The organism is Peribacillus deserti (assembly GCF_002863585.1).
In the GTDB taxonomy this organism is placed as follows: Bacteria; Bacillota; Bacilli; order Bacillales; family DSM-1321; genus Paraperibacillus; species Paraperibacillus deserti_A.
Genome location: NZ_PGUY01000038.1, coordinates 18197 through 31524, shown reverse-complemented (window position 1 = coordinate 31524; position 13328 = coordinate 18197). Strand labels below are relative to the sequence as shown.

At 40.7% G+C, this 13328-nt stretch carries 16 protein-coding genes; 3 read left to right on the top strand and 13 right to left on the bottom strand.

Annotation, left to right across the window (positions count from 1 at the left end; translation table 11 throughout):
• Positions 1 to 16: 16 nt before the first annotated feature.
• Positions 17 to 955, bottom strand: coding sequence for a YybS family protein (locus CUU66_RS12385; RefSeq protein ID WP_101642606.1), 939 nt, complete (start codon positions 953 to 955; stop codon positions 17 to 19).
• A gap of 167 nt (positions 956 to 1122) precedes the next feature.
• Between CUU66_RS12385 and CUU66_RS12380 the strand changes: the two genes are divergently transcribed.
• Together CUU66_RS12380 and CUU66_RS12375 are read left to right on the top strand one after the other, a co-directional pair.
• Positions 1123 to 1806, top strand: a complete 684-nt coding sequence (locus tag CUU66_RS12380) for an HAD family hydrolase (RefSeq protein ID WP_101642604.1) — start codon at positions 1123 to 1125, stop codon at positions 1804 to 1806.
• A gap of 13 nt (positions 1807 to 1819) precedes the next feature.
• Entirely contained in the window at positions 1820 to 2539 is a 720-nt protein-coding gene (locus CUU66_RS12375; RefSeq protein WP_101642602.1) for a dienelactone hydrolase family protein, read from the top strand.
• Between the two features lie 45 nt (positions 2540 to 2584).
• On the opposite strand, the gene rpsR is transcribed toward CUU66_RS12375, so the two are convergent.
• The 7 genes from rpsR to CUU66_RS12340 all read right to left on the bottom strand — a co-directional run bounded on the left by rpsR (position 2585) and on the right by CUU66_RS12340 (position 7299).
• On the bottom strand, positions 2585 to 2821 hold the full coding sequence (gene rpsR, locus CUU66_RS12370) for a 30S ribosomal protein S18 (RefSeq protein WP_026695833.1): 237 nt from the start codon (positions 2819 to 2821) through the stop codon (positions 2585 to 2587).
• 49 nt (positions 2822 to 2870) lie between these two features.
• On the bottom strand, positions 2871 to 3374 hold the full coding sequence (gene ssb, locus CUU66_RS12365) for a single-stranded DNA-binding protein (RefSeq protein WP_101642601.1): 504 nt from the start codon (positions 3372 to 3374) through the stop codon (positions 2871 to 2873).
• Positions 3375 to 3439: 65 nt separating this feature from the next.
• Positions 3440 to 3730, bottom strand: coding sequence for a 30S ribosomal protein S6 (rpsF, locus tag CUU66_RS12360; RefSeq protein ID WP_101642599.1), 291 nt, complete (start codon positions 3728 to 3730; stop codon positions 3440 to 3442).
• A gap of 582 nt (positions 3731 to 4312) precedes the next feature.
• Complete coding sequence (gene ychF, locus CUU66_RS12355) at positions 4313 to 5413, bottom strand: redox-regulated ATPase YchF (protein WP_101642596.1); 1101 nt, start codon at positions 5411 to 5413, stop codon at positions 4313 to 4315.
• A gap of 204 nt (positions 5414 to 5617) precedes the next feature.
• The gene (locus CUU66_RS12350) at positions 5618 to 6175 is read right to left on the bottom strand and encodes a sugar O-acetyltransferase (protein WP_101642594.1); all 558 of its coding nucleotides are present in this window, start codon (positions 6173 to 6175) and stop codon (positions 5618 to 5620) included.
• A gap of 11 nt (positions 6176 to 6186) precedes the next feature.
• Entirely contained in the window at positions 6187 to 6393 is a 207-nt protein-coding gene (locus CUU66_RS12345) for a DUF951 domain-containing protein (protein WP_101642593.1), read from the bottom strand.
• 18 nt (positions 6394 to 6411) lie between these two features.
• The gene (locus tag CUU66_RS12340; RefSeq protein WP_101642591.1) at positions 6412 to 7299 is read right to left on the bottom strand and encodes a mechanosensitive ion channel family protein; all 888 of its coding nucleotides are present in this window, start codon (positions 7297 to 7299) and stop codon (positions 6412 to 6414) included.
• 286 nt (positions 7300 to 7585) lie between these two features.
• Between CUU66_RS12340 and yyaC the strand changes: the two genes are divergently transcribed.
• Complete coding sequence (gene yyaC / locus CUU66_RS12335) at positions 7586 to 8209, top strand: spore protease YyaC (protein ID WP_101642590.1); 624 nt, start codon at positions 7586 to 7588, stop codon at positions 8207 to 8209.
• 74 nt (positions 8210 to 8283) lie between these two features.
• Here yyaC and CUU66_RS12330 read toward each other — a convergent pair whose 3' ends face one another.
• From CUU66_RS12330 to rsmG, 5 genes are all read right to left on the bottom strand, one after another.
• Entirely contained in the window at positions 8284 to 9003 is a 720-nt protein-coding gene (locus tag CUU66_RS12330) for a DUF554 domain-containing protein (RefSeq protein ID WP_101642588.1), read from the bottom strand.
• A gap of 304 nt (positions 9004 to 9307) precedes the next feature.
• Positions 9308 to 10165, bottom strand: coding sequence for a ParB/RepB/Spo0J family partition protein (locus CUU66_RS12325; RefSeq protein WP_101642586.1), 858 nt, complete (start codon positions 10163 to 10165; stop codon positions 9308 to 9310).
• Positions 10158 to 10919 carry a ParA family protein gene (locus CUU66_RS12320; RefSeq protein ID WP_101642584.1) on the bottom strand — a complete coding sequence of 254 codons (762 nt, stop codon included), beginning with the start codon at positions 10917 to 10919 and terminating at the stop codon, positions 10158 to 10160. The genes CUU66_RS12325 and CUU66_RS12320 overlap by 8 nt, the downstream gene beginning before the upstream one ends.
• Positions 10920 to 11525: 606 nt before the next feature.
• On the bottom strand, positions 11526 to 12398 hold the full coding sequence (gene noc / locus CUU66_RS12315; protein ID WP_101642583.1) for a nucleoid occlusion protein: 873 nt from the start codon (positions 12396 to 12398) through the stop codon (positions 11526 to 11528).
• 190 nt (positions 12399 to 12588) lie between these two features.
• Positions 12589 to 13305 (bottom strand): 16S rRNA (guanine(527)-N(7))-methyltransferase RsmG, encoded by a 717-nt coding sequence (gene rsmG / locus CUU66_RS12310; RefSeq protein ID WP_101642581.1) that lies wholly within the window; start codon positions 13303 to 13305, stop codon positions 12589 to 12591.
• Positions 13306 to 13328: the final 23 nt, after the last annotated feature.

Below are 13328 nucleotides of genomic sequence, written 5' to 3'. Positions count from 1 at the left end.
TAAAAGCTTAATTCAGCTATTTCTTATTATGCGCTTCTCTAAATTTAAAGCCTAAATCTATTATACCTAATATTCGAATGACATAATGGAAAATAGGTACCAATAAGGATAAAACCACTATAAACCAAGAAAAAGCCTTTGGCCACCCTTTTAATTTACTATAGAAGAACAGGAAAGAATACCCCTGCAGAAGCAGTAAAGTTTGAAGTAAATACAATACATTTACGATCACGATGTAAATGGCATCTGTTTCTTCTGCTTTTATAAAAAAAGAGAGAATCATTCCAATTAGATAATACCACAAAATGCTTCTCGGCATTTGCAGTTTGCTGATCGGCTGCCATTCAATCCGGTTGCTGCGAAGCCTTTTTATAATTGGAGTAACGGCAAGCAATATGAGGATCACCATGATCATCGATGTAACCGCGAATAGACTGGGTGCAAGGATCATCAGCATGTCCAGGCTTTTAGAAAACCGGTCAAACGCCGGGTTCTGAGGGCTCTGTCCCATTTCAGCTAGCATCTTAGAGGACTGCTCTATACTATCCCGTACCATATCTATGGATGTTTCTAATATGTTTACATGAAGAAAATAGATAGAGAAAACATATAATGCAACAAATCCAAAAAGAAACACTATAACTGAGCTTACATACATGGTGCCAAATGAGTGCCTTTTTTGGAGATTATACCCGATGGCTATACCCGTCCCGCCAAAAAGGAAGGCAACAGGGACAAAAAGCGGCGTACCTATAATTACCGTAATCAGTGTGCCGATTACAAGATAGCATAGAGACCAGGTCAAATTATATTTGGCAGCCACCAATATAAAAGGCAAAGGCAAAACAAACATCAGTATAGCCCCTATGAGAGGCAATTGAACACATAGAAACACTAATATACAAAAAACAGCCATCAAGGCTGCACTTTCAGCAATCTTCCTGCCATTGTTCATTCATTCACTTCCTTCTGATAAACCGCTGTTTACACATACTATCTATTTTAGCTATTATCCCCTTTTCAATCAATCTTACTGCACCAGGCTTCTTTGGTTTCATGGAGACTTTAGGAGGAAAACAGAGCCCAGGGAAAGAATACATAACCATGGAGGCCTCGAAACATATGTCAGAGAAAAAAGCAGTTATATTTGATTTAGATGGCACATTACTAGATAGAGACCGCTCTATTACATCGTTTATAAAACGGCAGTATGCAAAATTTTCTCATCACTTTTTACATATCTCTGAAGAGCAATTTCAGCAAACGTTTATTTCCCTGGACCAAAGAGGGTGTGTGTGGAAGGATCTAGTATATCAAACTATGCTTGATAACTATGGCCTAACCAGCATCCGCTGGGAGGAACTGTTAGCTGATTATATGCAATCCTTTCACGAGCATTGCCTTCCTTTTGATGATCTTGATACTGTTTTAAAGAAATTAAGGGAAGAGGGGTATGTACTAGGCTTAATTACAAATGGCTTAACAGACTTTCAATCAAAAAACATGAAAGCACTGGGAATCGACGCCCTGATGGATGTGATTCTAATTTCCGAGAAAGAAGGCATAAAAAAACCTGATCCTGCTATCTTTCATAGAGCCTTACACCTCTTAGATATTTCTCCTGGCCAAAGCATTTATGTAGGAGATCACCCTGTTAATGATATAAAAGGGGCATTGGATGCCGAAATGAAAGCGATTTGGAAAAAAGATCCGGGCTGGGATCCTACGTTTTCACATGATACTGTTATAGAAATCTTGACAGAGCTCCCACCGGCAGCGGAGAAACTGTTAAAAAGAAAATGGTGAGGTTCTAAAACACATGATACCTATTTATTTACATAACATACCCTGCCTCCTCCAAAAACCAGAAGGCAAACATAAACCTACAACGGTATTTTTATTTCATGGATGGGGATCGAGTACCGAGAATCAGGGCTTTCTGGCATCTATTTTAGCTAAGTGGGGCTATCAGGTCATTATCCCCGAAATCATTTATCATAACTCCAGAAGCCCGCTGTCCAGCCATTTCCAAAGTGACATTATGGAAGGGCATTTTTGGCCAGTCATTCTTCATTCCATCAATGAAGTTCCTATCATGTTGAAAGATGCCAATAATCAAGGAATCATTCAAAACCAGCAAATAGTCCTTGCTGGCAGCTCTATGGGAGGTTTTATCGCCACAGGAGCCTTCGTTCAGGAAACTGGTGCTCATGCCCTTGTAAACATAAATGGATCGGGGTCCTGGCTTAAGAGCGAGAAGGAGTTCCAAAAAGCAGGTTCACGTCCGGCACTCTGTTTGGATAAACTTATACAGCAGGACCCTATATTGCACGTTAAGAAACTCGATAACCGTCCCATTTTATTAATGCACGGGTCGGATGACTGCATAATTAAACCTGCCGGACAGCGGGATTTTCATAAAAAAGCCCTGGCTGCAGGACACGAAAATATCACTCTAGAGATGTTTCCCAACATCAACCACACCATCTCGCTTACAATGATCGAACTTCTTCTCCGGTGGATGGATGAACAGTTATAACATAAAAAAAGCAGCAAAGAAGGTTCTTTGCTGCTTTTTGGTGCATTATTCTCCAACTACGTATGGAAGTAATGCCATATGACGAGCACGTTTAATTGCTACAGTCAATTTACGTTGGTATTTAGCGTGTGTACCAGTTACACGACGTGGTAAAATCTTACCGCGTTCAGAGATGAATTTCTTAAGAAGATCTACATCTTTATAGTCGATGTGTGTGATTCCGTGTGCTGTAAAGTAACAAACCTTACGGCGTTTTGCACGTCCACCTTTACGTCCGCCCATTGCCATTTATTATTCACTCCTTTACTTTTATTAATAGTCTACATTCACATTAGAATGGAAGATCGTCATCAGAAATATCGATGGTTTGTCCGTTATTTGCAAATGGATCTTCATCTACACGTGTATAGTTGTTGTTATTGTTGCTGCGTTGATTCTGATTTTGTCCGTACGGATTATCCTGTCTTTGATTCCCGCCGTAAGTGCCGCCTTCATTTCTGTCCCCAGCATTGCTGTTTCGTGGCTCAAGGAATTGTACACTTTCAGCCAAAACTTCAGTAACGTACACTCTTTTTCCATCTTGACCTTCATAATTACGAGTCTGCAGCCTGCCATCCACGCCAGCCAAGCTTCCTTTTTTCAAGAAGTTCGCTACGTTTTCTGCCGGCTTACGCCAGATCACACAATTAATAAAATCAGCTTCACGCTCACCCTGCTGGTTAGTAAAAGTACGATTAACAGCCAATGTAAATGTTGCGACCGGAACTCCATTCGGAGTATAGCGCAACTCTGGATCTTTTGTTAAACGCCCTACCAGAACGATGCGATTCATCATCAGAACCAACTCCCGATCTTTCATTCTGCTCCACGCGGAACAAAATTAGTATTTATATATAAATATTATTTTTCTTCTTCTTTAACAACGATATGACGGATAATGTCTTCGCTGATCTTAGCTAAACGGTCGAATTCTTCTACTGCAGCTGCTTCAGTATTCACTTTAAGAAGCTGGTAGTATCCGTCGCGGAAATCATTGATTTCGTATGCAAGACGGCGCTTACCCCAGTCTTTAGATTCAGCCAATTCCGCACCATTATCAGTTAGGATTGTGTTGAAACGTTCAACTAAAGCTTTTTTGCTATCTTCCTCAATGTTTGGACGGATGATATACATGATTTCGTATTTTCTCATCACTGTCACCTCCTTTTGGTCTAAACGGCCCACTAAAGGGCAAGGAGCAATTATTCATTAATTACTCACAATAAGAAATTATAGCATAGGGAATATCGGTTTGCAATAGAGTACGTGGGTATTTAAAACAAAATGCGGCCCTAGTTTTCCATTGATCATTTTATTTATCGAATACAGATTCACTAGGTAAGTTAACCCCGACAGCCGATTTGGGATATATATGAGGGGTAAATGTAATTTTATGAGGGGTAAATTAAAGTTTAAGAGGGGTAAACCAGTTTTTATGAGGGGTAACAGACATTTATGGGGCTTTTCACAATTTAGAAGGAATTTTATGGATTTCTAGATTTCAAAATCTTTGATTTCAATAAGATGCACACCTTAAACATGATATTGGACCGGTACAATTGCCAAGGGCATCATGCTCCGCTTTTATAATACCATCTCAGGATTTACAGTCATAGGAAATCCCCATCAAAAGCAAAAGCGGCCTTTTGCGGCCGCTTTTTACCATTTTACCTAATAAATAAAGATCATTGTGCTTTATATCTATTCAATTCGAAAAGCAACGCTTTTTCGCTTTTATACATTAAACCTAAAGTGAATAACATCCCCGTCTTGTACTACATATTCTTTTCCTTCTAGTCTTACTTTCCCTGCTTCTTTAGCGGCATTCATGGAGCCTCCTGCGACCAGGTCTTCGTAGGATACGGTTTCAGCACGGATAAAGCCTCTTTCGAAGTCCGTATGGATGACACCGGCACATTGAGGGGCTTTCATGCCTTTACGGAATGTCCACGCACGAACTTCCTGAACCCCTGCAGTGAAGTAGGTAGCAAGTCCAATCAGGCTGTAGGCTGCACGGATTAATTGATCCAGGCCGGATTCTTCGATTCCAAGCTCAGATAGAAATTCTTGTTTTTCTTCGCCCTCAAGCTCAGAAATCTCTTCTTCTATTCTCGCACAAACGACGATAACTTCAGCATTATCTTTAGCTGCATATTCTTTTACACGCTTTACATATTCATTGCCGGACGGATCAGCTACATCATCTTCGCTTACATTTGCTACATAAAGAACAGGTTTAGCTGTAAGCAGGTGCATACGTTTGGCATATTTCTGCTGCTCGTCTGTAAATTCGACGGTACGAGCTGGGTTTTCTGCCTCTAAAGCCTCTTTCAGCATCACTAATACTTCATGTTCAGCCATTGCTTCTTTATCTTTTTGTTTAGCCATTTTCCCGACGCGGTCAATCCGCTTATCGACAGATTCAAGATCTGCTAAAATAAGCTCCAGGTTAATGGTTTCAATGTCATCTACCGGATCTACTTTACCGGATACATGCGTAATGTTTTCATCCTCGAAGCAGCGGACTACATGGCAGATTGCATCCACTTCACGGATATGGGACAGGAACTTATTGCCTAGTCCTTCTCCCTTGCTTGCTCCCTTAACAATCCCGGCTATATCTGTGAATTCAAAAGTAGTGGGTACTGTTTTCTTAGGTTGGACAAGTTCAGTGAGCTTCTGCAGACGGTGGTCTGGTACCTCAACAATTCCTACGTTTGGTTCGATTGTACAGAATGGATAATTGGCAGACTCGATTCCTGCCTGCGTAATAGCATTAAATAAAGTGGATTTCCCAACATTCGGCAAACCGACTATTCCAGCTGTTAAAGCCATTTTCAACTTCACTCCCTTTAGGATTATGCATCTATAAATTCAATCAAATAATTATCATTTTTCATTACTTAAACCCTATCCAATTATAGAGATTGTCGAAAAAAAAGACAAGTGCTATAAAATACGAATGCCTCTGCTCTGATAGAACCGGCTGATTCTTCTTTCATTATAAAAAGCTTCCCTGAACAACAGGAAAGCTATCACTTAATCAATCTGTTTAATCACGCGTGCAGGGTTACCGCCCACTACCGTATTCTCCTGTACATCCTTTGTCACAACTGCTCCAGATGCTATTACCGCATTGTTTCCAATTGTAATCCCTGGATTGATGATCGCACCTCCGCCTATCCACACATTATCTCCTATGTGTACAGACTTCCCAAATTCCAGTCCAGCTGTACGTTCAGTTGCGTTTAATGGATGAGCAGCTGTGTATATATGCACCCCCGGGCCTAATAGGCAGTTATCGCCAAACCTGACCTCACAAACATCTAATATCACACAATTAAAGTTAGCGTAAAAATTTTCTCCTGTATGAATGTTTGAACCATAATCACATCTGAAATCAGGTTCAATATAAATATTTTCTCCTGTACTGCCGAACAGATCCTTCAGCAATTCTGCACGGTCTTCCGATTGATTATCGGCTGCTTCATTAAACATCCTTGTCTTTTGGCGCGCCAGTTTTCTTTCTGCGGTAAGCTGTTCATCCCAGGCCATATAATACTCTCCTGCCAGCATTTTCTCTTTTTCTGTTTTCATCAAATCCACCCTCATTCCGTTTCAGCTTCATGCTTCACAAGGATTTTTTTGATTTTGCGGGAAAATTCTTTTCTTGGAATAAGTACACTGTGTCCGCAACCTTCGCATTTAATCCGGATATCCATTCCCATGCGGATGACCTTCCAAGCATTTGCTCCACATGGATGAGATTTCTTCATTTCTACTACATCATTAAGTCCAAACTGTTTTTCTTCCAAGGTCAATCCCTCCTCACCTTAATGACTTCTGTTTTTACTAACCTTTTCTTCCGCTTGATTGTACATAACCATACGTGGATATGGTATTTTAATTCCCTGTTCATCCAGGAGCACCTTTATTTCTTTTCTTATAGCCCGGGCAATATAGAAATGATTCATCGGAGTCGTTTCCGCTACTACCCTTAGAACAATTTCATTCTGCTTTACATTTTGAATACCGAGAAGCTTAGGCTCGTCTACCAGATCTTCATATCGGTCTTTCATTGTTACAAGAAGTTCCTGAATATATGTCTCTGCTTTTTCTATATCTTCATCATAGCTGATACCTATATCAACGACCGCTACGCTGTTATGAATGGAAAAGTTGGTTACTTCCGTAATATTCCCATTAGGAACAATCAGCAGTTCCCCTGTGAAGTTTTTGATTTTGGTTGTCCTGAGACCTATCTCTTCCACAGTTCCTTCAAACTGTCCAATGCGGATATAATCACCCACTGAGAATTGATCTTCCAATATGATAAAGAATCCAGTGATGATATCTTTCACTAAGCTTTGTGCACCAAAACCTACTGCAAGCCCTACAATCCCCGCTCCGGCTAAGAGCGCCTTCACATCAATTGAAAATACCTGAAGAATGGCCATTACTGCTACAAAAAATACAATATATCTAATCACATTATCCAATAGTTTTAACAAGGTAGCTTCTCTACGCTCGGAAATCCTTAGAGGTCCATGGGCCCGTGCAAAGAAAAATTTATGGATGGCCGTTCGTCCATACCGAATAATCAGGTGCGATACAAGTAAAATCCCAATAATTTTCAGCGTACCAAGACCGAGAGCAATCCACATTTCTTCCTTCGTCATCAAGCCAATGAACCGGTTGTATACTTTTTCAGTGTAATTCAATGCTGTCACCACCGCTTTCTTTCGCAGACCTTTTCATTTAAATTATCCTGATCCTGCCTGTACATTTACGTTAACAGCAACTCTAAGAAAACTTAAAATCAGCCGATTATATTTTATCAAGAAACTACAAGTTTTTGTATAAATAGACTTTGGGTATATAGGAAGAACGATTTCCTTATGTGCCGAAACTGAATAATCATCCTAAATTTGTAGTTTCTCCAATTCGCGCGTATAGATTCCCTAAATTTTCCGTATACTGATAATACTTTTACTGAGGAGTGGGATCATGGTCTTTAAACCAAATTTTTTTGAGAATCCTAATCGAACGGTTCGTATTCTTTATGAAGAGCTGGATGTATCCAAGCAAATCTCACAGGAGCTGCTTTCTTATATTTCCCCTGAACATGATCAGCCTATCGTTGTAGTATGTATTGGAACCGATCGTTCCACCGGTGATTCCCTGGGACCGCTTGTCGGCACTCTACTTGAAGAAAAATCCACTCCAAACTTTCATATTTATGGTACGTTAGAGGATCCCATTCATGCAGTCAACCTGGAGGAGAAACTTAGGGAAATAAAATTAAAGCATGTAAATCCTTTCATCATCGGAATCGATGCCTGTCTTGGAAGATTGAAAAGTGTCGGCTTCATCCAAATAGGTTCTGGTCCGATAAAACCTGGAGCTGGTGTTAACAAAGAACTGCCTGCTGTCGGAAATATGCATATTACAGGCATTGTCAACGTAAGCGGCTTTATGGAATTCTTCGTCCTTCAGAATACTAGGCTCAGCCTTGTGTTAAAAATGGCAAAAGCAATTGCAGACGGTATTTTCACGGCTAGTCTTATATCCCAGAGAAAAACCAGTCTTCCACATTTAAATTGGTCGTTTGAACAGGAGCAGACCCCTTAATTGGCGGCAAAGGATCCTGTTTTTTTTATGAAAAAACCTCGTCTTTCACTGACAAGGCTCTTCATGATTAAATATTAATTTGCTGCTGGAATAAAGTAAAGGATTGTAACCAGGACGGCTGTAATTAAAATGCCCGGCAGCAGATTGGCTACCCGGATCTTGGTCAATCCAATCAAATTCAGCCCAATAGCAAAAATCATTATCCCACCTGCAGAGGTCATTTCCATAATGAAGCTGTCCATTAATTCCTTAGGCACCACTTCATTGATTTGATTTGCAAATATAGCAATCAACCCTTGATATAGGAGAACTGGTATGGCGGAAAAAATAACGCCGATTCCAAGTGTAGTTGCGAGTACAAGCGCAGTGAAACCATCGATGACTGCCTTTGTAAATAGAACATCGTGATCACCGCGGATACCGCTGTCCAGTGCACCTATAATTGACATTGCACCAATTAAGAATATTAGTGTGGCTGTAACAAAACCTTGAGAGATAGATTGTTCATTGGATGCCTTCCCCCCAATTTTTCCTTCCAGCCAATCTCCAGCACTATTCAGCTTTGCGTCCAAGTCCCACCATTCACCGAGGACACCCCCAAATACCAGGCTTAGGATCACAATTAAAAATTCCTTGCTTTTAAATCCCATCTGCAGGCCCAGAACGATTACAGCCAGACCTATGCCAAACATAACCGTTTCTTTTATTCTCTCAGGAATCCTATGAAATATTTTTCCGAGCAAGGTTCCAATAATTATGCATGCTGCATTCACTAGGGTTCCCAATAAAACCATTACAATCACCTTTTACGAATTTTTAGTTGTGCGAAATAGCTCTGTTAAAATGGCCTGTTGATTTCCACTGCAGGCACTCGCTTTCCGCGGGGCGGTCCGGGAGCCTCCTCGGCGTTTACGCCTGTGGGGTCTCCCTTGACCCGCTTTACCCGCAGGAGTCTCGCACCTTTCGCTACAATCAACACAGTGCCAAAATCAACAATGAACTTTAACATAGCCTACGAAATAAAGGGCTGACCCAGGCTAATTGCTGAATCTAACCCTTACCAATCCAACGACATGAGTTTTCCGTGTCCCTTAAACATCAAGATGAAAGATCCGAGTGATCAAGCAATTCTAAAATCCGTTCCAGATCATCACTTGAGAAAAATTCAATTTCAATTTTCCCTTTTTTCTTTGATTGTTTAATCGTAACCGTAGTGCCAAACCGCTCTCTAAGAGAATTCTCCCGCTCCTGCAGGAATAAATCTTTTTTCGGTTTTGGCTTTTGTGTTTCACGTGGAACATTATTATTCAAATTGCTGATCAATGCTTCCAGCTGGCGGACATTGAGTCCCTCTTTCGATATTTTTTCCACAACCTGCGGCAATTGCGTTTTCTTTTTCAAACCCAAAAGTGCTCTGCCGTGTCCCATTGAGATCTTTCCTTCAGAAATTAAATCCTGAATATCAGTCGGCAGGGACAGCAGCCGAATATGATTCGCGATGTAGGGTCTGCTTTTTCCCAGACGTTTGGCCAGCTCTTCCTGTGTAAGGCCAAGCTTTTCCATTAATGCCTGGTACGCCGCTCCCTCTTCGAGTGGATTCAGATCCTCGCGCTGTAAATTTTCCAAAAGAGCAAGCTCCATCATCTGCTGTTCATTCAGGTCCCGGACAACTACTGGAACAATATCCAGGCCCGCTTCTTTAGATGCCCTGAATCGTCTTTCACCAGCGACAATCTCATATCCTTTGATACTTTTTCTTACAATCAGCGGCTGAAGAATTCCATGCTGTTGAATGGATTGCTTAAGTTCCTGAATGGCTTCAGGCTGAAATACTTTTCTTGGCTGATAAGGATTCGCCCTTAAATCCTTAATCTTAACTTCCTGGATGGTATCTTCCTTGCCTGCCTCCAGATTTTGAAATAAAGCATTAATCCCTTTTCCGAGTCCTTTAGCCATGTGACACCACTTCCTTTGCCAAGTCTAAATAAACTTCAGCTCCCCTTGATTTCGGATCATATATAATGATGGGTTCCCCGTGGCTTGGTGCTTCACTTAACCTGACATTTCTAGGAATGATTGTTTTATAAACCTTGTCCTGGAAGTATTTCTTCACTTCTTCTATTACCTGTATACCCAGATTTGTACGTGCATCGAGCATGGTCAGCAGTACGCCTTCTATTTTCAGATCCTGATTAAGATGCTTTTGGACAAGCCGGACAGTATTAAGCAGCTGGCTCAAGCCTTCGAGTGCATAATATTCACACTGCACGGGAATAAGCACTGCGTCGGAAGCTGTTAAACTATTAATGGTTAACAGGCCAAGTGATGGAGGGCAGTCAATGATGATATAATCAAATTTGCTCTTTACTTGCTCCAGAGCCCTTTTTAACCGGACTTCCCTTGAAATAGTCGGCACCAGTTCAATTTCTGCCCCTGCAAGCTGGATGGTTGCAGGAATCGTATATAAATTTTCAACCTTGGTACCTTTGATAACATCATTCACTTCGACATCATCTACTAATACGTCATATATACATTGATCGACATCGGCTTTTTCGATCCCGATCCCGCTCGTAGCATTTCCCTGCGGATCTATATCAACTAATAATACTTTTTTACCTATGTATGCCAAACAAGCTCCAAGATTCACTGAAGTAGTCGTTTTCCCTACTCCGCCTTTTTGATTAGCGATGGCAATAATTTTCCCCATGGTGTCACCTGCCTTCAAAATCTATACTTCTTACTATATTTTAAATTACTATATTTTAAAAAAACTTATAATTTTAGATTACTAATCTATTTTATCATGAATATGCATTTATTAAATTTATTTCTGACATTCAATTTTTCAGCTTGGATAAGTTTTTTAAAGGCTCTTTTCTAAAAGATTGTCGTGATGATCTTCTCTGCAGCTCACCCTCCCTATGAGAACCAGTGCCTGCAGGAAACAAACAGGAAGGTTAAAAACTAAGACAAATCTTCTTTTAAAAAGACTGTTTTCGCAAACTTTTGTTGTTAATGAATAAGGGAGTTGATTTCCACTTCAGGATGCTCGCTTTCCGCGGGGCGGGCGCTGAGCCTCCTCGGCTTCGCCTGCGGGGTCTCACCTGTCCCGCTGCTCCCGCAGGAGTCTCGCACCTTACGCTCCAATCAACCTGATTAACAATAGGGTAGGTCGATATCAAAATCAAGTATGAACAGAGGAAAGGCCGGATCATGATGTTTTCGTCCATGCACAAAAAAGGCTGACTCATGAGCCAGCCCGGATAATCGATTGATAGATTGATAGATTTATATGAATATAGAAAAATGGCAATTACTTCTTTTTTGGAATTTTAATAGTAAATTGGTAATATTCTTCAAATTCTTCTTCTGAAGAATCTAAATTTATCCCGTTGTCCGTCACCATGGAGAGCGATTGCCGGATTGTATTCACAGCAATTCGCATGTCTTTGCTAAAAGCTTTTCTCTTTGGTTTTGGCTTAGTTTCCGGAGGAGTAAGAATCTTAATGATTCTTTCTTCGGTCTGTTTAACATTAAGGTTTTTTTCAATTATCTCTGCAAGCAGCTGAACCTGCTTCGCTGGATCTTTTAAGGGAATAAGAGAACGGGCATGGCGTTCTGTTATTTGTTTGCTCAGGACTGCATCCTGGACTTCCTGCGGAAGTTTTAACAATCTCAGCTTATTCGCAACAGTCGATTGGCCGATTCCAAGCCTCTGGGCGAGCGCTTCCTGAGTTAGTTCATGCAGTTCAAGCAGCCGCGCATAAGCTAATGCTTCTTCAATCGGAGAAAGTTCTTCTCTCTGAAGGTTCTCAATTAATGCAACCGATGCTGTTTCTTTATCATTAAAATCTTTGACTATAACCGGAACGTCTTCCCATTCCAGTTTAAGCATTGCTCTATATCGGCGTTCACCAGCTATAATTTCATACTTATCATCCTGATACTTACGGACGACAATCGGCTGGATAATTCCATGAGTACGGATCGTCTGCGCCAGTTCAGAAATCTTGCTATCATCAAATATAGTTCGAGGCTGGTACCGGTTTGGAATAATATCTGAAATAGGAATATTTTGTATTTCTTCTCGGACTGTCTTCTCCACTTCTTCATTCAGCCCCTGTTGTTCCCCTTGCTGTTCACCTTTTTCCCCTAATCCAAAGAAACGTGAAAAAGGATGCTTCATTTCCATACACCACCTTTAAGAAACTCCCACATTACATATTCTTCTTTTAAACGACAGGTTCCTGCTTTTATTATCGGCAAAATTATTAAAACAGATTAGAGCTCCCATTTAAACCAAAACCTGAAAATCTATGTGATTTGGCAGCTAAGGTCTGTTCATAGAATACAAAGCAATGCAGCCAACATATGAATTATTCTATTGGCTGCTTGTTTGGTGTTCCGGGCTTTCGTGGATACTTTTTCGGAGTCGGCTTTGTTTTGCTGACAATAATGATATTTCTTTCGCTCTCTTCAATCGGCAGCAGGAACGGAGTAATGCTTTCCACTTTCCCGCCCAATACTTTTACAGCCTTTTCTCCAGTCTCTGTTTCACCCTGTCCATTAGCACCTTTCATGGCCACAAAGAAACCGCCTACTTTGACAAGAGGCATACATAATTCACTTAATACTGACATTCTTGCTACAGCTCGGGCTGTAACTACATCATACTTTTCACGATGCACTGGGTTTTGGCCGAAGGTTTCGGCTCTGTCATGATAAAAAGAGACATTTTCAAGCTTTAAGGAAGCTGCTAAGTGTTCAAGAAAAGAAATCCTTTTGTTTAGTGAATCAACAATGGACACATGAAGCTCTGGAAAACAGATCTTTAGAGGAATGCTGGGAAATCCTGCCCCCGCTCCTACATCACAGAGCTTATATGGTTTAGTAAAATCAAAGTAAAAAGCAGCTGAAACAGAATCATAGAAATGCTTCAGATATACCTCTTCTTTATCTGTGATAGCCGTCAAATTCATCTTATTATTCCATTCAACCAATAAATGAAAATAAGTATCAAATTGATCAAGCTGCTGCCCGGAAAGGGTGATCCCTTTTTCGGACAGCATGGTTTGAAATTGTTCTATATTCATGTAAGCAACCTCTTTATTCCCGC

Bases quoted from the DNA above. Each gene is read 5' to 3' on its own strand.
- CUU66_RS12385 (WP_101642606.1), bottom strand. From the start codon at position 955: ATGAACAATGGCAGGAAGATTGCTGAAAGTGCAGCCTTGATGGCTGTT.
- CUU66_RS12380 (WP_101642604.1), top strand. From the start codon at position 1,123: ATGTCAGAGAAAAAAGCAGTTATATTTGATTTAGATGGCACATTACTA.
- CUU66_RS12375 (WP_101642602.1), top strand. From the start codon at position 1,820: ATGATACCTATTTATTTACATAACATACCCTGCCTCCTCCAAAAACCA.
- rpsR (WP_026695833.1), bottom strand. From the start codon at position 2,821: ATGGGCGGACGTAAAGGTGGACGTGCAAAACGCCGTAAGGTTTGTTAC.
- ssb (WP_101642601.1), bottom strand. From the start codon at position 3,374: ATGATGAATCGCATCGTTCTGGTAGGGCGTTTAACAAAAGATCCAGAG.
- rpsF (WP_101642599.1), bottom strand. From the start codon at position 3,730: ATGAGAAAATACGAAATCATGTATATCATCCGTCCAAACATTGAGGAA.
- ychF (WP_101642596.1), bottom strand. From the start codon at position 5,413: ATGGCTTTAACAGCTGGAATAGTCGGTTTGCCGAATGTTGGGAAATCC.
- CUU66_RS12350 (WP_101642594.1), bottom strand. From the start codon at position 6,175: ATGAAAACAGAAAAAGAGAAAATGCTGGCAGGAGAGTATTATATGGCC.
- yyaC (WP_101642590.1), top strand. From the start codon at position 7,586: ATGGTCTTTAAACCAAATTTTTTTGAGAATCCTAATCGAACGGTTCGT.
- CUU66_RS12330 (WP_101642588.1), bottom strand. From the start codon at position 9,003: ATGGTTTTATTGGGAACCCTAGTGAATGCAGCATGCATAATTATTGGA.
- CUU66_RS12325 (WP_101642586.1), bottom strand. From the start codon at position 10,165: ATGGCTAAAGGACTCGGAAAAGGGATTAATGCTTTATTTCAAAATCTG.
- CUU66_RS12320 (WP_101642584.1), bottom strand. From the start codon at position 10,919: ATGGGGAAAATTATTGCCATCGCTAATCAAAAAGGCGGAGTAGGGAAA.
- noc (WP_101642583.1), bottom strand. From the start codon at position 12,398: ATGAAGCATCCTTTTTCACGTTTCTTTGGATTAGGGGAAAAAGGTGAA.
- rsmG (WP_101642581.1), bottom strand. From the start codon at position 13,305: ATGAATATAGAACAATTTCAAACCATGCTGTCCGAAAAAGGGATCACC.